At 69.7% G+C, this 16,439-nt stretch carries 16 protein-coding genes; 7 read left to right on the top strand and 9 right to left on the bottom strand.

The features are described 5' to 3' along the window. Nucleotides 1–4: 4 nt before the first annotated feature. The 5 genes from ICW72_RS10425 to ICW72_RS10445 are packed head-to-tail and all read right to left on the bottom strand — an operon-like array spanning nt 5 to nt 4,061. Complete coding sequence (locus ICW72_RS10425; RefSeq protein ID WP_191082645.1) at nt 5–745, bottom strand: ABC transporter permease; 741 nt, start codon at nt 743–745, stop codon at nt 5–7. After that, nucleotides 742–1,497 carry an ABC transporter permease gene (locus ICW72_RS10430; RefSeq protein WP_191082646.1) on the bottom strand — a complete coding sequence of 252 codons (756 nt, stop codon included), beginning with the start codon at nt 1,495–1,497 and terminating at the stop codon, nt 742–744. Before ICW72_RS10430 ends, ICW72_RS10425 begins: the two co-directional genes overlap by 4 nt. Continuing rightward, a complete protein-coding gene (locus ICW72_RS10435) occupies nt 1,494–2,501 on the bottom strand; it encodes an ABC transporter substrate-binding protein (protein ID WP_191082647.1) in 1,008 nt (335 codons plus the stop codon). Before ICW72_RS10435 ends, ICW72_RS10430 begins: the two co-directional genes overlap by 4 nt. Nucleotides 2,502–2,526: 25 nt before the next feature. Then, nucleotides 2,527–3,264 (bottom strand): class II aldolase/adducin family protein, encoded by a 738-nt coding sequence (locus ICW72_RS10440; RefSeq protein ID WP_191082648.1) that lies wholly within the window; start codon nt 3,262–3,264, stop codon nt 2,527–2,529. Continuing rightward, nucleotides 3,261–4,061 (bottom strand): ABC transporter ATP-binding protein, encoded by an 801-nt coding sequence (locus ICW72_RS10445; RefSeq protein WP_191082649.1) that lies wholly within the window; start codon nt 4,059–4,061, stop codon nt 3,261–3,263. The genes ICW72_RS10440 and ICW72_RS10445 overlap by 4 nt, the downstream gene beginning before the upstream one ends. Before the next feature lie 119 nt (nt 4,062–4,180). On the opposite strand from ICW72_RS10445, the gene ICW72_RS10450 reads away from it, so the two are divergent. The 6 genes from ICW72_RS10450 (at nt 4,181) to ICW72_RS10475 (ending at nt 9,868) form a co-directional block, all read left to right on the top strand. Then, nucleotides 4,181–4,891 carry a GntR family transcriptional regulator gene (locus tag ICW72_RS10450; protein ID WP_223880522.1) on the top strand — a complete coding sequence of 237 codons (711 nt, stop codon included), beginning with the start codon at nt 4,181–4,183 and terminating at the stop codon, nt 4,889–4,891. A gap of 66 nt (nt 4,892–4,957) precedes the next feature. Next, a complete protein-coding gene (locus ICW72_RS10455; RefSeq protein WP_191082650.1) occupies nt 4,958–5,737 on the top strand; it encodes an SDR family oxidoreductase in 780 nt (259 codons plus the stop codon). Next, nucleotides 5,737–6,870 carry a pyridoxal phosphate-dependent aminotransferase gene (locus ICW72_RS10460; RefSeq protein ID WP_191082651.1) on the top strand — a complete coding sequence of 378 codons (1,134 nt, stop codon included), beginning with the start codon at nt 5,737–5,739 and terminating at the stop codon, nt 6,868–6,870. Before ICW72_RS10455 ends, ICW72_RS10460 begins: the two co-directional genes overlap by 1 nt. A gap of 12 nt (nt 6,871–6,882) precedes the next feature. Beyond that, a complete protein-coding gene (locus tag ICW72_RS10465) occupies nt 6,883–7,764 on the top strand; it encodes an alpha/beta fold hydrolase (RefSeq protein WP_191082652.1) in 882 nt (293 codons plus the stop codon). A gap of 2 nt (nt 7,765–7,766) precedes the next feature. Further along, nucleotides 7,767–8,969: a M20 family metallo-hydrolase gene (locus tag ICW72_RS10470; RefSeq protein WP_191082653.1), complete on the top strand. Its 1,203-nt coding sequence runs from the start codon at nt 7,767–7,769 to the stop codon at nt 8,967–8,969. Further along, nucleotides 8,966–9,868 (top strand): cupin domain-containing protein, encoded by a 903-nt coding sequence (locus ICW72_RS10475; RefSeq protein ID WP_191082654.1) that lies wholly within the window; start codon nt 8,966–8,968, stop codon nt 9,866–9,868. Before ICW72_RS10470 ends, ICW72_RS10475 begins: the two co-directional genes overlap by 4 nt. A gap of 7 nt (nt 9,869–9,875) precedes the next feature. On the opposite strand, the gene ICW72_RS10480 is transcribed toward ICW72_RS10475, so the two are convergent. From ICW72_RS10480 to typA, 4 genes are all read right to left on the bottom strand, one after another. Further along, the gene (locus ICW72_RS10480; RefSeq protein WP_191082655.1) at nt 9,876–11,321 is read right to left on the bottom strand and encodes a GntP family permease; all 1,446 of its coding nucleotides are present in this window, start codon (nt 11,319–11,321) and stop codon (nt 9,876–9,878) included. Further along, entirely contained in the window at nt 11,318–12,376 is a 1,059-nt protein-coding gene (locus tag ICW72_RS10485; protein WP_191082656.1) for a patatin-like phospholipase family protein, read from the bottom strand. The genes ICW72_RS10480 and ICW72_RS10485 overlap by 4 nt, the downstream gene beginning before the upstream one ends. Before the next feature lie 126 nt (nt 12,377–12,502). Further along, entirely contained in the window at nt 12,503–13,480 is a 978-nt protein-coding gene (locus ICW72_RS10490) for a Bug family tripartite tricarboxylate transporter substrate binding protein (protein WP_191082657.1), read from the bottom strand. 102 nt (nt 13,481–13,582) lie between these two features. Next, nucleotides 13,583–15,430, bottom strand: a complete 1,848-nt coding sequence (typA, locus tag ICW72_RS10495) for a translational GTPase TypA (RefSeq protein ID WP_191082658.1) — start codon at nt 15,428–15,430, stop codon at nt 13,583–13,585. Nucleotides 15,431–15,695: 265 nt separating this feature from the next. Between typA and ICW72_RS10500 the strand changes: the two genes are divergently transcribed. Then, on the top strand, nt 15,696–16,436 hold the full coding sequence (locus ICW72_RS10500; RefSeq protein ID WP_191082659.1) for a hypothetical protein: 741 nt from the start codon (nt 15,696–15,698) through the stop codon (nt 16,434–16,436). Nucleotides 16,437–16,439: the final 3 nt, after the last annotated feature.

Raw genomic sequence — 16,439 nt, forward strand, 5'->3', positions numbered from 1 at the left:
ACGCCTACCGCCAGAAGATGAAGCGCCGCTCCAGCGCGCCCACCGCGCCGAAGAAGGCGAGGCTGAGCGCGGAGGCCACCAGGATCGCCGCCCAGACCTGCACGAAATCAATCAGCGTGACGGACTGGTAGATGATCCAGCCCAGCCCCCCATAGGCGCCCAGCATCTCGGTCACGATGGCCACGATCAGGCTGCGGACGGTGGCGACGCGAAGCCCGGCCGCGATCAGCGGCAGCGCGGCCGGCAGGCGCAGCCGCCAGAAGATGCCGAGGCGCCCCGCGCCGAAGCTGCGCATCAGGTCCACGCTGCGCCGGTCCACCCGGTCGAAGCCCGCCAGCGCGCTGAGGAAGATGGTGAAGCCCACCGCCAGCGCCACCATCACGATCTTGGAGGAGACGCCCACGCCGAACCACAGCAGCACCAGCGGCGACCAGGCCACCACCGGCACGGAGTTGATGGCCAGCAGCAGCGGCAGCACGCCGGCGCGCAAGGGCCGCGCCAGCACCAGCAGCGTCGCCATGCCGATGCCGGCGAAGGCGCCGATGGCATAGCCCGTCACCGCCTCGAAGCCCGTGACGAGGGCCGCCGCCTGCAAGGCTGCCCGATGCTCCCACACCGCGCCCAGGATCTGCGTCACAGCCGGCAGGGTGTAGGCCGGCAGGGCGAAGCCGCGCGCGGTGACCTCCCACAGCGCCAGGATCAGCACGGCGCCGAAGACGCCGCGCGCGGTGGCGGAGGCCCTCATTGCTCCGCCCCCCAGAACACGATGCGCCGCTCGGCCCAAGCCACCAGCGCGTAGAAGCCCGTGCCCAGCAGCGCCGCGCAGAGGATGGCGGCCCAGAGCGCCACCACGCTCTCATTGTACATGGCCTGGAGCAGCAGCACGCCGATGCCGGTGTTGTCGCCGAACCATTCGCCCACGATGGCGCCCACCAGGCTGAGCGAGGCGCCGAGGCGAAGTGCGACGAAGATCTGCGGCAGGGCCATGGGCAATTGCAGGCGGAACAGGATCTGCCGCGGCGTGGCGCCGAAGCTGCGCAGCAGCGCCGCCTGGCGCGGGTCCACGCTGTTCAGCCCGAGCAGCGTGTTCACCGTCACGGGAAAGAAGGTGAGGTAGAAGGCGATCACCGCCTTGGCCATCAGCGTGTTGCCGAACCACATCACCACCAGCGCGCCGAAGGCGATGACGGGAATGGTCTGCGACACGACGAAGACCGGCAGCAGCATGTCGCGCAGCAGGGGCGCGCGGAAGAAGACCAGCCCGTTGATGATGCCCACGGCCGTGCCGGCGGCGAAGCCGATCAGCGTCTCGGCGGCGGTGCGTTGCAGCCCGGCCCAATAGGCGCCGGGCGTCAGGGCGATGGCGGCGAAGATGTCCGACAGGCGCGGCAGCAAATGCGGGCGGATGCCGAAGCCCACCACCACCGCCTCCCACACCAACCCGGCCAGGATCACCCCGCCCAGCAGGCGGAGCGCCGCCATCGCCGTGGACTTCATGCCATGCGGTCCGCCAGCGGGATCGCCTCCAGGAAGCTGGAATTGTAGGCGGCGGCGAGGTCGAGCGGCGTCTTGATCACCTCATGCCGCAGGAAGAAGTCATGCGCGGCCTGGATCACGGGCCGGTCGATCCAGAACAGCCCGTTCTGCGCGGCGCCGCCGGCGACCATCAGCTTGCCGGCCTCCTCCATCATGAATTCCTGGTGGGGGCGGTTCAGCGTGGGCGCCACGGACATGACGGAATCCACGCCGAGCTTGCCGTCGCGCAGCGCGTCCCGCCAGCCGCGGATGGTGGCGCGCAGGAAGGCGGTGACCATCTGCGGGCGGTCGCGCGCCGTCTGCTCGCTGACGATGACGGTGTCGCGCGGGAAGGTGATGCCGTGGTCGTCGGGGACGAAGCTGCGCAGGTTGTCGCGGCCCACGCGCTGCATCAGCGTGAAGAACTCGTTGTAGCGAGTGGCCGTCACCACATCCACCTGCCGGTCCACGAAGGGCTGCACGCTGACCTGCTGCGGCTGCATGGTGAAGTCACCACGGCCGAGCCCGGCCTGCGCCAGCATACCCAGCAGCACGAAGTTGGCGCCGGTGAACCAGGTGGTGATGGTCTTGCCGCGGAAATCGGCCAGCGTGCGGATGGGGCCATCGGCGCGCGTCACGAAGACGAAGGGCGTCTGCTGGTGCATCACGCCGGCGCAGACGATGGGCAGGTTGCGCTCGCGCGCCGCGAAGACGCTGTCCGTGCCGCCCGAAAGGCCGAAGGTGTCGGCACCCGAGGCGACCAGGTTTTCCGTCAGCAGGTTGGGCCCGCCGGGGTTGATGGTGAGGTCTATGCCCGCCTCGCGGTAATAGCCCTTCTGGAGCGCCACGTAGAAGCCCGCGAACTGCGCCTGGGTCAGCCATTTCAGGCGCAGCGTGGCGCGCACCAGGTTCTGCGCCCCGGCGGGGCGGATGAAGGGGGTGACGGCGGCTGCGCCCGTCGCGGCCAGAAGGTGGCGCCTGTTCATCCTGCTCTCTCCTGCTTGGGTTGGGTCAGTCACGGAAGCCTGGCTCCTCGCGGTCGAGGAGGCGGAGGAAGGCGGGCCATTCGCGCTCGCCGGGGCCCAGGATGTCGCCCTGCTGCTGCCAGAACTGGTCGGCGGCGCGGGCGCAGATTTCGGGCGCCGGCTCGATGATGGGCTGGCCGGAGGATTGCATCATCAGCTGGATGCGGGCCGCGCGCTCGAAGTAGTAGAGCAGCATGAAGGCCGCCCCCGGCGTGCGCCCCACGGTCAGCGTGCCGTGGTTGCGCATGAGCATGACGGGATGCGTGCCGAAGTCGCGCACCAGGCGTTCCTGCTCGTCCAGATCTATCGCGACGCCCTCATAGTCGTGGAAGGCCTGGCGCTGGTGGAACCACATGGCGAACTGGCTGAGGGGGCGCAGCCCGCCCGGCTGCGCCGACACCGCCACCGCCGCATCCGAATGCGCGTGCAGCACGCAGGCCGCGTCGTGCCGCGCCTTGTGGATGGCGGCATGGATGACGAAGGCCGCGACATTCGCCTCATGCGGGCTGGGCGCGAGCTTGCGGCCCTGCGTGTCGATCTTCACGAGGGAGGAAGCGGTGATCTCGCTGAACAGCATCCCATAGGGGTTCAGCAGGAAGGCGCCGTCCTCGCCCGGCACGCGCAGCGAGATGTGGTTGTAGATGACGTCATCCAGCCCCAGCCGCGCCACCATCCGGTAGCAGGCGGCGAGCGAGATGCGCGCCTCGCGTTCCGCATCGGTCATGGCGCGGCCGCCGTGCCGGTCAGGAAGGACTTCATGGCTTCCTCCTCGATGGCGTCGAGCACCTCGCGCTTGATGGCCGTGAATTCCGGTGAGGTGAGCAGTTCCGGCGCGCGCGGGCGGGGCAGGTCCACCGCGCGCATCAGCTTCACGGCCCCTGGCCGCGCGGTCATCACCACCACGCGGTCGCCCAGGAAGATGGCCTCGTCCACGTCATGCGTGATGAACAGGATGGTGCGGCGGTGGCGCTGCCACACATCCAGCAGCCAGCGCTGCATCATGCTGCGCGTCAGCGCGTCCAGCGCGCCGAAGGGCTCGTCCAGCAGCATGAGCTCGCGTTCGAAGAGGAAGGTGCGCATCAGCGCCACGCGCTGCCGCATGCCGCCGGAGAGCTGGTGGGGATACTGGTTCTCGAACCCCGTCAGGCCGAATTCGGGCAGCATGGACAGCGCCTTCGCCCGCGCCTCGCGCCGGTTCGCGCCCTCGATCTCATTGGCGAGGATGGCGTTGTCCACCACGTTGCGCCAGGGCAGCAGCAAATCGCGCTGCGGCATGAAGGAGACCTGTCCCAGCAATTCCCGTGCATGGCAGCCGCGGCCCTTGAAGCGCAGGATGCCGCCATCATCGGGCTCGTCGAGGCCCGCCACGATGTTGAACAGCGTGCTCTTGCCGCAGCCCGAGGGGCCGACGACGGTCACGAACTCGCCTGGCTGCACATCCAGGCCGAAGCCCTCCAGGGCCTGCACCGCGCCGAAACGCTTGGAGAGGCCACGCAGTTCGAGAAGAGGGGCGTTGTTCAATCCGTGACCTGCCTTCTGCGCCCCGGGATGAGGCTCTAAAACATCTTCACGACAGCGGCGCCGATTTGGAATACAAAGACGGGCGTCTTTGCACACATGAATGAGGCTCCCGCACACAAATGCGCGCGAAACAGGCAATGCCCGAGGCAGAATGGTCAGCTTCCGGGCGCAGGGCACCCGCCGCCCCCGGTGCCGGCACCCTGGCCAACACCCTCTACCGCCGCCTGCGCGACGACATCGCGGGCGGGCGGCTGGACCCCGGCGCACGTCTGGACGAACAGGAAATCGCCGACCGGCACGGCTGTTCCCGCACCCCCGTGCGCGAGGCGTTCCGCCTGCTGGCGAGCGAGCGCCTGGTGGAACTGCGCGGCCGGCAGGGCGCCGTGGTCCGCAGCATCTCCGCCCAGACGCTGATCGAGATGTTCCAGGTGATGGGAGAGCTGGAGGGGCTCTGCGCCCGGCTGGCCGCCCGGCGCAGCACGCCCGCCCAGAACGCGGCGCTCCAGGCCATCCATGCCCGGCTGGAGCAGGCCGCCGGCGACACGGCGGACGCCTTCTACGACATCAACGCCGAATTCCACGAAGCCATCTACGAGGCCGCACACAACGCCTTCCTGGCCGAGGAAACCCGCCGCCTGCGCAACCGGGTCGCCGCCTATCGCCGTCGCGTCACGCACATGCCCACGCGGGTGGAGGACACGCTGCGCGAGCATGCCGAGGTCATGGCCGCCATCCTGGCCCGCGACCCGGAGGCCGCCCACCGCGCCATGCGCGCCCACCTGACCCTGCTGGGAGAGAACCTGCTGGACCTGATCGCGGGGCTCGACTGACGCCCGCCTCCATGTTGGTATGCATATTGCTAGTCAATGCATACAACATGGATAACGGAGCGCCCCTTGCAGCTTGATCTCGCGGGAAAGACCGCCCTCATCACCGGGGCTTCCAAGGGCATCGGCCTCGCCTGCGCCGAGGTGCTGGCCGAGGAGGGCTGCCACCTCCACCTCGCCGCCCGCAACGGCGCGGCCATGGATGAGGCGGCAGCCAAGCTGCGCGCCGCCCATGGCGTGCGCGTCACCACCCATGCGCTGGACCTCTCGACCACCGCGGCCATGGAACAGCTGGCCGAGGCCGCGCGGGACGCCACCATCCTGATCAATAATGCGGGCGACATCCCGGCCGGGCCGCTCGACGCCGTGACCGATGCCGCGCTGCGCCAGGGCTTCGACCTGAAGGTCTTCGGCTACATCACGCTGACGCGCCTGTTCTACCCGCGCATGAAGGGGCGGGACGGCGTCATCGTGAACGTCATCGGCAACTCCGGCGAGAACTGGGATGCCAGCTATTTCGCCGGCTCCACCGGCAATGCGGCGCTGATGTCCTTCACCAAGGCCATCGGTGGCCGCAGCCTGGATGACGGCATCCGCGTGGTGGGCATCAACCCCGGCCCCGTCGCCACCGACCGCATGCTCAAGATCATGAAGGTGAAGGCGCGCGAGATGCTGGGCGACGAGGCGCGCTGGGAGGAGCTCTTCGCCAAATACCCCGGCAAGCGCCCCGCCACGGCGCGCGAGACGGCGGATCTCTGCGCCTTCATGGCCTCTCCGCGCGCGGGCTACATCACGGGCACGGTGGTGACGATTGATGGCGGCATCTCGGCGCGCGGCTCCGTCATCTGATGGCCGGCGCCCTCACCCGCAACCGCTATTTCGACGCGCTCAGCGCCACGCCGGGCCTGGCCTGGATGGGCCAGAACACAAACCACATCCCGGCCCACCCCGCGGTGCTGGGCGCCATGCACGCGGCGGTGGACGGGCTGGAGTTCAACGCCTACGCGCCGCCGCTGGGCTTCGAGGCGCTGCGGGAAGCCATCCTGGCCGACCTCGGCGTGCGCGGCGCGGAGGCCCTGGTGACGGAGGGCGGCGTGAACGCGCTGGCGCTGGTCTGCCGCGCGCGCTGCCGGCCGGGCACCACCTTCGTCACCACCGACCCGACGTGGAAATGGCCCTGCCTCTTCGCGCGCCAGGCGGGGGCGGAGGTGGTGGAAATCCCGATCTACGACGCTGGCTGCCAGTATCGCCTCACGCCCGAGGCGCTGCGCGCGGCGGTGGATGCGCGCACCAGCGTCATCTACATCGTGGACCCCAACAACCCGCTCGGCATCTGCTACACGCGGGACGAGATCGCCGCCTTCGCCGCCATCGCGAAGGAAGTGGGCGCGCTGCTGGTGCATGACTGCACCTATCGCGACTTCGCCGATGGCCACCACCCGGCGCTGCTGGAGGCGCCGGACCATGCCGTCGTCTCGCTGTCCTTCTCCAAATGGCTGGGCCTCGCGGGGCTTCGCATCGGCGCGCTGGTGGCGCCGGCGGCGCTGCTGGAGGAATTCGCGGACCAGGCCACGGGCGTTCTCGGCGCCAGCGTCATCGCGCAGCGTGCGGCGCTGGCGGGCCTCGCCGTGAAGCCCGAATGGATGGCTCAGGTGCGCGCCACCACGCGCGCCAACAACGCCATGATCCGTGACGCCGCCCTTCGCATCCCGGGCTTCTCCGTGCCCGTCTGGCCGAGCCACGGCAACTTCCTGGTGGTGGAGACCGAGGCCGCGAATATCCGCCCCGAGGCCCTGGTGGAGGCGGCGCGGCGCGAGGGCATCATGATCCGCCAGGGCAGCTACCACACGGCACGCTTCGGGCATCGCTTCATGAAGATCAGCACCTCCGTCCCTGGCGAATGGGCGGAGAAGCTGGCCGATCGCCTGCCCGCCCTGGCCGCCACTGCCCGCACGCTCAACGACCTCACGCCGCAATTCTGAGAGGGACACATCATGCCGCGCATCACCACGCCCGACGGCATCAGCCTGCATTACGAGGAAGCGGGCACCGGCACGCCCATCCTCTTCATCCACGAATTCGGCGGCAACCATGAGAGCTGGGAGCCGCAGATGCGCCATTTCGCGCGGCGGCACCGCTGCATCACCTACGCCGCGCGCGGCTACCCGCCGTCGGACGTGCCGAGCGATGTCGAGCAGTATTCCCAGGCCATCGCGGTGGCCGATGCGGTGGCGGTGCTGGACGGGCTGGGCATCGCCAAGGCGCATATCGTGGGCCTCTCCATGGGCGGCTTCGCGACCGTGCATTTCGGCCTGCGCGCGCCGGAACGTGCCCTGTCGCTGACCGTCGCCGGCGCCGGCTATGGCTGCGAGAAGGAGCATGAGGAGTATTTCCGCGGCGTCTCCCTGGAAGTGGCCCGCCGCTTCGCCACCGACGGCGCCCGCGCCTTCGCGCCCATCTACGCCGAAGGCGCCAGCCGCGTGCAGTTCCAGAACAAGGACCCGCGCGGCTGGCGGGAATTCGCCGACCGGCTGGCCACGCATTCGGATGTGGGCGCCTCGCTCACCATGCGGGGCGTGCAGGCGCGGCGGCCCTCCTTCTGGGATCTGGAGGAGGAGCTGCGCGCCATGCCCATCCCCACCCTCGTCATCGTGGGCGATGAGGATGACCACTGCCTGCAGCCCGGCATCTTCCTCAAGAAGACGCTCCCCGCCTGCGGCCTGTCGGTCTTTCCCAAGACCGGCCACACGCTGAATCTGGAGGAACCCGCCTGGTTCAACATGCACCTCGCGGAGTTCATCGCGCAGGTGGAGGCCGGGCGCTGGGACAAGCGCGACCCCCGCGCGCTGCCCGGCCAGATCATGCGGACGGATTGAGCATGTCGCGCCTATGGGACCGGCTGATGCGCCTGGCGGAGATCGGCGCGCGGGGCGATGGCGGCGTGGATCGCCAGGCGCTGACGCCGGGTGAGATCGAGGCCTGGCGGCTGGTGCTGCAATGGGCGTCCGAGGCGGGGTTGGAAGCCGCCACCGATGATGCCGGCAACCTCTTCCTGACCCGCCCCGGCCGCGACCGCAGCCTGCCGCCGGCCGTGATCGGCAGCCATCTCGACACCCAGCCCAATGGTGGAAAGTTCGACGGCGCCTGGGGCGTGCTGGCCGCGCTGGAAGCCGTGGCGGACCTAGGGTTCACCCCCGCCCGCGACATCAGCGTCGTGGCCTGGAGCAATGAGGAAGGCAGCCGCTTCGCCCCGGGCATGACAGGCTCCGAGGCCTTCGCGGGCGTGCGCACGCTGGCCGCCATCCGCGCCCTGCGCGACGCGGACGGCGTGACCCTGGGCGAGGCGCTGGACACGCTGCACGCCGCCTTCCCGCATCTGCCGCGCCTGCCCCTGAACCGCGAATTCGCCTTCTGCATCGAGCCGCATATCGAGCAGGCGACGCTGCTGGAGGAGGCCGGCATCCCCATCGGCATCGTCACCGGCATCCAGGGCAAGATTACATGGGAGATCACGCTGGAGGGCGAGGAAGGCCATGCCGGCACGCGCGACATGGCGCTGCGCCGAGATGCGGTGATGGCATTCGCCCGCATCGCCGCCCGCATGCAGCGCGAGGTGGGCGAGGCGGACCCCATCGTGAAATTCACCATCGGCATGGTGCGGGTGGTGCCCAACGCGCCCTCCGTCATCGCCGGGCGCGTGGTGTTCCGCATGGATCTTCGCCACCCGGACAATGCCGCGCTGGAACGCGCCGGCGCGCGGCTGGAGGCCATCGCGGCGGAAGAAGCCGCGCCCTGCGGCGTCACCATCACGCGGCTGGTCCACGCGCCTTCCAACGGTTTCGACGAAGGGCTACGCGCGCGCCTCGCCGCCAACGCCACGCGGCTCGGCCTGCCGCACATGGCGTTGCTCTCCGCCGCCGGGCATGACGCGCGCCACATGGCGCCGCGCTGTCCCACGGCCATGATCTTCATCCCCTGCCGCGGCGGCATCAGCCACTCGCCGCTGGAATGGGCGGAGCCCGAACATGTGGAGGCCGGCGCCGCCGTCCTCGCCGAGACCGTGAAGGAGTTGTGCGCATGATGGACATGGCCGCGCTGCCCGTGCAGCGCCCCGAACGCCCCGCCAATGCCGCGGCCGCGCGGGCGCGCTTCTTCAACTCGGGCAATGCCTTCAACGTGAAGCTGGCGCCCGTGCCGGCTGCGGATTTCGGCGCGGTGGCCGCCGCGGCCTTCGCCCCCGGCGCCGCGACCGGCGTGTATCCCTGTGATCAGTCAGCGGCCATTGGCTGCCCCTTCCCGGCCACCACGCCGCTGATGCTGGCGCGCTACGCCGTGATCCGCGCGGGCGAGACGCTGGCCTTCGACAGCAGGGCCACCGGCCTCATCGGCTGCGTGTTGCGCGGCATGGGCGCGGCCGATGCCTTCACCTGGGGCGAGGGCGATGTCTTCCTGCTGCCTGGCGGACATGTGGCCCTGACCGCCTCGGCCGATGCGGTGCTCTGGCTGGTGGGCAATGAGCCGCTGCTGGCCTTCGAGGGCCTGCGCCCCGGCCCCGCCACCCTGGCGCCCGTGCATTTCCCGGCGGCCGAGATCGAACGCCAGCTCGCCGTCATCGGCGCCTGCACCAGCAATGACGGCACGGCGGGGCTGGCGCTGATCTTCAGCTCGGACGGGCTCGAGGCCTGGCGGAATCTGACGGCGAGCATGACGCTCTCCCTCAACACCCTGCCGCCGCGCGAAAACCAGCGCGCCCATCGCCACAACGCCGCCGCCATCACGCTGGTGCTGCAGGGCGAGGATTGCCATTCGCGCATTTCCGGCGAAACGCGGCGCTGGAGCCTGCACAACACCCTCGTCACCCCGCCGGGTGAGCCGCACTCGCACCACAATGGCGGCGATGTGCAGGCCCGCTTCCTGATCGTGCAGGATGGCGGGCTGCACTATCACGCGCGCACGATGGGCTTTCAGTTCCTGGAGTGAGCCCCGTCTAGAAGGCCCCCAGGAAGGTCGCGGCCAGGATCGCCACCACCAGCGCCAGCAGCGGGAACACCACCGCCACCATGGCCAGGTCGCCATAGGATTGCCGGTGCGTCAGCCCGCAGATGGCCAGCAGCGTCACCACCGCGCCATTGTGCGGCAGGCTGTCCAGCCCGCCCGTCGCGATGGCGGTGATGCGGTGCAGCGCCTCCGGCGCGATGCCGGCCGCGGCCCCCATCTGCACATAGGTCTCGCCCAGGGTGGAGAGCGCGATGCTCATGCCGCCTGAGGCCGAGCCCGTGATGCCCGCCAGCACATTCACCGCGATGGCGAGGGAGACCAGCGGGTTCTCGCCGCCAATGCCCAGCACGCCCTGCCGCACCAGGTCGAAGGCCGGCAGGGCCGCGATCACGGCACCGAAGCCCACCAGCGAGGCCGTGTTGAAGATGGGCAGCACCGAGGCATTGGCGCCCGCGTCCAGCGAGGTCTTCACCGAAGCAAGCCGTCCCCAATTCGTCGCCACCAGCACCAGGATGGCGGCGCTCAGCGCCAGGATGATGGACCAGACGCCCAGCACGGAGGAAAGCCCCACGCCGCCGAAGCGCGGCTCGGCCAGGAAGGCGGTGTCCCAGGCGGGAATGACGAAGCTGGAGAAGATGAGGTTCGCCAGGATCACCACCACCACCGGCAGCACGGCCAGCAGGAAGGGCGGCTGGGCGGGGGCGGGCGCGGGTTCGATCTCGGCCACATCGAAGCCCTCGCCCGCCGCGCGCTCGCGCATGTCGGGGTTGGGAGCGGGGGCGTGGTCGGGGTGGTCGCCATAGCCCTCGCCGCGGGCGCGGGCGGAGGCGGCGCGGCGCATCAGCCACCATTGCCCCGCGCCGAACATCACCAGCGCGGCCAGGATGCCCAGGCCGGGTGCGGCGAAGGGCGTGGTGCCGAAGAAGGGCATGGGGATGGCGTTCTGGATGGCGGGCGTGCCCGGCAGCGCCGTCATGGTGAAGGTGAAGGCGCCGAGCGCGATGGTGGCTGGGATCAGGCGCTTCGGGATGTCGGCCTCGCGGAACAGGCTGGCCGCGATGGGGTAGATGGCGAAGGCCACGACGAAGAGCGAGACGCCGCCATAGGTCAGGATGGCGCAGGCCAGCACCACGGCCAGGATGGCTTGGCCCCCGCCCAGCCGCGCCACCAGCCCCTGCGCGATGGCGCGCGCCGCCCCGCTGTCATCCATCAGCCGGCCGAAGATGGCGCCCAGCAGGAACAGCGGGAAGAAGGAGATGACGAAGCCGCCGGCCGAGGTCATGAAGACCTGGGTGTAGAGGCCCAGCAGCGGCGCGCCCGCGAACACCGCCGCCAGCAGCGCCATGGCCGGCGCCAGCAGCAGCACCGAGATGCCGCGATAGGCCAGGAAGATCAGCAGCCCCAGCGCCAGCAGGACACCCGCCAGCCCGATCATTCGGCGGACCCCTTGGGCGCCTTGCCGGGTTCGCGCAGCGTGCCCAGGAACAGCGTCTCGGGGTCGAAGGTGGAGCGCTGGCCGATATCGTCGCGGTGCTGCGCCAGCCAGGCATCGGCCGCGGCGCGGCCATGGTCGCGCAGATGCGTCAGGAAATCCCATTCGGCATTGAGCTTGGAGGAGGCGGAGAGATGCTCCAGCCCATGCCCGCCGATGCGGTGCAGCCGCATGTCGCGGTAGCGCTCATTCTCCAGCCCCTCCGCCTTGATCAGGCGGCGCAGCAGGGTGATGGCGCGGAGTTCCTTGATGAGGGCCGCGTTGAAGGTGATCTCGTTCAGGCGGTTCTGGATTTCGGCCGCGGTGGTGGGCAGTTCGTCGCTGCGGATGGGGTTGATCTGCACGATCATCAGGTCGCGGCAATCACTCTCATCCACCAGCGGGTAGAGGGCGGGGTTGCCCATGTAGCCGCCATCCCAATAGGGCTCGCCGTCAATCTCCACGGCCTTGTAGAGGGTGGGCAGGCAGGCCGAGGCCATCACCGCATCCACCGTCAGCTCGCCGCGGCGGAAGGTGCGCGGCAGGCCGGTGCGGACATTGGTGGCCGTCACGAACAGCTTCACCGACTGGCACGCATTGACGTTGTCGAAATCCACCGAGGCTTCGAGCACGTCGCGCAGCGGGTTCAGGTCGAACAGGTTCAGCTCATAGGGCGAGGCGAGGCGCGACAGCAGGTCCATCGCGATGTAGCCGGGCGAGGTGTCCAGGCTCCATCGCCCCATCAGCCGGTCTATCGGGCTGCGCTGGATGGGGCTGAAGCGCGCGGCGTCGCTGACCGCGCGCCAGAATTTTTCCAATGCCTCGCGCGCGCCTTCGCGGCCGCCGCGCACCATGCCATCGGCCAGCACCACGGCGTTCATGGCGCCGGCGCTGGTGCCGCTGATGGCCTCGATGTCGAGCTGGCCATCCTCCAGCAGGCGGTCGAGCACGCCCCAGCTATAGGCGCCGTGCGCGCCCCCGCCCTGCAGGGCCAGTTCGATCTTCTTGTCGCCGGTCATGCGCGCCTCCTGCCAGTGTCGCCCCCGGTGTTGCCACCGGAGGCGTCCAGACCTGTTCAGCGCATGAGCTTACCAAACGATGCTGCGGTGCAGCAAATTTTCTGACGGCGGGTTAATCCAGGCGCGCTAATCCACAGTCGCGCCGGAGGCCTGCACGATGGGCCGCCAGCGCTCCAGCTCCGTCGCCACGAATTGCGTGAACTGCTCGGGCGTCATGTCGCCCGGGTCGCCGCCCAGCTCCGCGAAGCGGGCGCGCATGGCGGGGGCGGTGATGATGGCCATGGTCTCGCGGTGCAGGCGCTCGGTGATGGCAGGCGGCATGCCGGCGGGGCCGGAGAGCGAGAACCAGGTCGTGCTCACCAGATCCACATCCTGCTCGCGGAAGGTGGGAACGTTGGGGAAGGAGGGGTGGCGCTGCGCGCTGGACATGGCGATGGGCCGCACCACGTCGGCGCGGATATGCGCCGCCGCCGAGGGCAGGCTGTCCGACATCATCGGCACCTGCCCCGCGATGACGGCCGCCATGGCCGGGCCCGCGCCGCGGAAGGGCACATGGGTGTATTCGATGCCCATCAGCCGCGCGAACTGCACGATCATCAGGTGGTTGGAGGAGCCGGCGCCGGAGCTTGCCATGTTCATCCCGCCCGGCTGCGCGCGGGCCAGGCGCACGATGTCCGCCAGGTTCTGGATGGGCGTGTTCTTGTTCACCACCCAGACCGAGGGGTTGGTGATGACCATGGCGATGTGCGTGAAGCTGCGCACCGCGTCATAGCGCAGATTGCGGTAGAGCGAGGGGCCGATGGCGTGGCTCGCGATGTTGCTCATCAGCAGCGTCTGGCCGTCGGGCGCGGCATCGGCCACCAGCTGGCTGCCCGTGGTGGCGGTGGCGCCGGCGCGGTTCTCGACGACGAAGGGGGTGTTAAGGCGGAGGGCCAGCTGGTCCGCCACCAGCCGCGCCACCAGGTCGGTCGTTCCGCCAGGGGCGAAGGGAACGACGAGGCGGATGGGGCCGGAGGGCCAGTTCTGCGCCTGGACGATGGCCGGGCTGGCGATCAGGCCGGCACCGCCCAGCAACAGCGGGCGGCGATTGATATTCTTGAGCATACGTCTCCCCTCCACGACATCGGAACAGCGTCGTTGAAGGGGTGAGATGCCATGCCGCGCGGGCGCGCGGCAAGTCAGGGCGACTTCGCGGTCGCGCCGGACTTAGCCGACCGGGTCGCCCTTCACGGCCATGCCATCGGCGCGGCGCTGGGCGCGCTTGCGCTCATTGGGGTCGAGGTAGCGCTTGCGCAGGCGCACGGCGCTGGGCGTCACCTCCACCAGCTCGTCATCCTCGATGTAGGCGATGGCCTGCTCCAGGCTCATGCGCCGGGGCGGGATCAGCAGCAGCGCGTCATCCTTGCCGGCGGCGCGGATGTTGGTCAGCTTCTTCTCCTTGACCGGGTTCACCTCCAGGTCGTCATCGCGCGAATTCTCGCCGATGATCATGCCCACATAGACCTTGGCGCCGGCGCCCACGAACAGCGCGCCACGCTCCTGCAGGGCGAAGAGCGCATACTGCGTCGTCTCGCCATCCACGTTGGAGATCAGGCTGCCATTGCGCCGCCCCTCGATCACGCCCGCCCATTCCTGGTAGCCCAGGAACAGCCGGTTCATGATGCCGGTGCCGCGCGTGTCGGTCAGGAATTCCGAGTGGTAGCCGATGAGGCCGCGCGAAGGCATGTGGAAGGTCAGCCGCGTCTTGCCGCCGCCCGAGGGCCGCATGTCCTGCATCTGGCCCTTGCGGACCGACAGCTTCTCGACGACGACGCCGGAATAGGCCTCGTCCACGTCCACCAGCACTTCCTCGTAGGGCTCCTCGCGCGCGCCGGTCTCGGGGTTCTCGCGCACCAGCACGCGGGGGCGGCCGATGGTCAGTTCGAAGCCCTCGCGGCGCATCTGCTCGATGAGGACGCCGAGCTGGAGTTCACCGCGCCCGGCCACCTCGAAGGCGTCCGTCTCCTCGCTGTCGCGGATCTGGATGGCGACGTTGCTTTCCGTCTCGCGGAAGAGGCGGTCGCGGATCTGGCGCGAGGTCACCTTCTTGCCCTCGCGGCCGCCCAGCGGGCCGTCATTCACGCGGAAGGTCATGGCGAGCGTCGGCGGGTCCACCGGCACGGAGGGCAGGGCCACATTCTGCTCGGGCGCGCAGATGGTGTCGGGGATGGTGGTGTCCGACAGGCCGGCGATGGCGATGATGTCACCCGCCTGCGCCTCGTCCACCGGCACGCGCTCCAGGCCACGGAAGGTCAGCAGCTTGGTCAGCCGGCCGGTCTCGACCTGGGTGCCATCGGCGCGCAGCACCTTCACCGGCATGTTCACGCGGGCCACGCCCTGCTCGATGCGGCCCGTGAGGATGCGGCCCAGGAAGTTGTCATATTCCAGGATGGAGGCGTTCATCGCGAAGGGCGCGGCCGCGTCCACCTTCGGCTCCGGCACATGGCGCACCACCAGGTTGAACAGCGCGTCCAGGTTCTCGCGCGGGCCTTCCATGCTCTCATCGGCCCAGCCCTGGCGGCCGGAGGCGAAGAGCATGGGGAAGTCCAGCTGCTCGTCGGAGGCGCCGAGGTTGGCGAAGAGGTCGAACACCTCGTCATGCACCTCATGCGGGCGGGCGTCCTGGCGGTCCACCTTGTTCACCACCACGATGGGGCGGATGCCGCGCGCCAGCGCCTTGCCGAGGACGAACTTGGTCTGGGGCAGCACGCCCTCGGCCGCGTCCACCAGCAGGATGGCGCCGTCCACCATGGAGAGGATGCGCTCCACCTCGCCGCCGAAATCGGCGTGGCCGGGGGTGTCCACGATGTTGAGCTTGGTGCCCTCCCATTCCACGGCCGTGCACTTGGCCAGGATGGTGATGCCGCGTTCCTTTTCGAGGTCGTTCCGGTCCATCGCCCGCTCGGCGACCTGCTGGTTTTCACGGAAGGTGCCGGCCTGCTTGAGCAGTTGGTCCACCAGCGTGGTCTTGCCGTGGTCGACGTGCGCGATGATGGCGAGGTTGCGCATCGGCATGGGGCAGGCTCCGGGCATGGGCAGGCCCGGGCGCGAATTGCCCAGGCGGCGGGGAAACGGATTTTGGGCTTGTGGCGCGGTATCTAGGGGGTCAGGTGAGAAATAGCCAGTGCAACTCGCACCTTTTGCCGCGTTCAAATGTTATGGCAGGGCCCCGCCACCGGAATTGCGCGAGGCATAGGCCGCAGGTCAGCCGGGGAGCAGCTGGTTTTGCCCAGACGGAACGCCGCCCCGGCGCTGCAACCATAGCCGGGAAGCGAATGCGATGAAGCGAGTTCTTGCCCCTACCCTCCGCCTGCTGGGTCTGTGCGGCCTGGCGAGCCTTTTGCTGGCGCAACCCGCCCAGGCCCAGGCCCCGACCCAGACCCAGACCCAGCCCCAAGCCCGGGCCCAGAGCACCCCCCTCGGCCGCTACGGCGCCTGGTCCGTCTATTCCATGGTGACCCCCGCCGGCCGCGACGTGTGCGGCATGGTCGCCCAGGGCAGCGAAGGGCGCCGGGTGCACGTCCAGCATGTGCGCGGCGGCAACTACCTCCTGTTCCAGGCCTTCAAGGCCAGCTGGCGCATCCCGCCGGGCACCCGCATGGCCATCAGCATGCGGATCGACCAGGGGGCGGCCTGGGCCGCGCCCCAGGCGAGGGGCCAGCGCAACTCGATGCAATGGACCATGAGCACCGGGATTCCGCGCTTCGAGACGGAGTTCCGCAACGGCAGCCGCCTCATTCTCTCCTTCCCGGATGGCAGCGAGCCCGACTGGGCCGTCAGCCTCAATGGCTCCTCCGAGGCGATGGCCCGCATGGTGACCTGCATCCGCGCCCATGGCGGAGAGCCGTCCCAGCCCTTCGGCGGCAGCCCGACGCCGCCGGCCCAGCCGAACCAGCCCAACCAGCCCACGCAGCCCTTCTCCGCGCCCGGGCCCTCCGCGCCGGCACCGGGCGGCCCGTCGGGCAAGGGCGCGCCCGGCACCCCGGCGCCGCCGGTGCGGGGCCAGCCGATCGGTTATTGAGCG

This window comes from Roseococcus microcysteis, assembly GCF_014764365.1.
GTDB classification, from domain to species: domain Bacteria; phylum Pseudomonadota; class Alphaproteobacteria; order Acetobacterales; family Acetobacteraceae; genus Roseococcus; species Roseococcus microcysteis.

Excerpts from the sequence above, each read along its gene's own strand:
- ICW72_RS10435 (WP_191082647.1), bottom strand. The coding sequence starts at position 2,501 with ATGAACAGGCGCCACCTTCTGGCCGCGACGGGCGCAGCCGCCGTCACC.
- ICW72_RS10480 (WP_191082655.1), bottom strand. The coding sequence starts at position 11,321 with ATGATCGGGCTGGCGGGTGTCCTGCTGGCGCTGGGGCTGCTGATCTTC.
- ICW72_RS10490 (WP_191082657.1), bottom strand. The coding sequence starts at position 13,480 with ATGCTCAAGAATATCAATCGCCGCCCGCTGTTGCTGGGCGGTGCCGGC.
- ICW72_RS10465 (WP_191082652.1), top strand. The coding sequence starts at position 6,883 with ATGCCGCGCATCACCACGCCCGACGGCATCAGCCTGCATTACGAGGAA.
- ICW72_RS10425 (WP_191082645.1), bottom strand. The coding sequence starts at position 745 with ATGAGGGCCTCCGCCACCGCGCGCGGCGTCTTCGGCGCCGTGCTGATC.
- typA (WP_191082658.1), bottom strand. The coding sequence starts at position 15,430 with ATGCCGATGCGCAACCTCGCCATCATCGCGCACGTCGACCACGGCAAG.
- ICW72_RS10430 (WP_191082646.1), bottom strand. The coding sequence starts at position 1,497 with ATGAAGTCCACGGCGATGGCGGCGCTCCGCCTGCTGGGCGGGGTGATC.
- ICW72_RS10485 (WP_191082656.1), bottom strand. The coding sequence starts at position 12,376 with ATGACCGGCGACAAGAAGATCGAACTGGCCCTGCAGGGCGGGGGCGCG.
- ICW72_RS10500 (WP_191082659.1), top strand. The coding sequence starts at position 15,696 with ATGAAGCGAGTTCTTGCCCCTACCCTCCGCCTGCTGGGTCTGTGCGGC.
- ICW72_RS10460 (WP_191082651.1), top strand. The coding sequence starts at position 5,737 with ATGGCCGGCGCCCTCACCCGCAACCGCTATTTCGACGCGCTCAGCGCC.
- ICW72_RS10440 (WP_191082648.1), bottom strand. The coding sequence starts at position 3,264 with ATGACCGATGCGGAACGCGAGGCGCGCATCTCGCTCGCCGCCTGCTAC.
- ICW72_RS10470 (WP_191082653.1), top strand. The coding sequence starts at position 7,767 with ATGTCGCGCCTATGGGACCGGCTGATGCGCCTGGCGGAGATCGGCGCG.
- ICW72_RS10475 (WP_191082654.1), top strand. The coding sequence starts at position 8,966 with ATGATGGACATGGCCGCGCTGCCCGTGCAGCGCCCCGAACGCCCCGCC.
- ICW72_RS10450 (WP_223880522.1), top strand. The coding sequence starts at position 4,181 with ATGCGCGCGAAACAGGCAATGCCCGAGGCAGAATGGTCAGCTTCCGGG.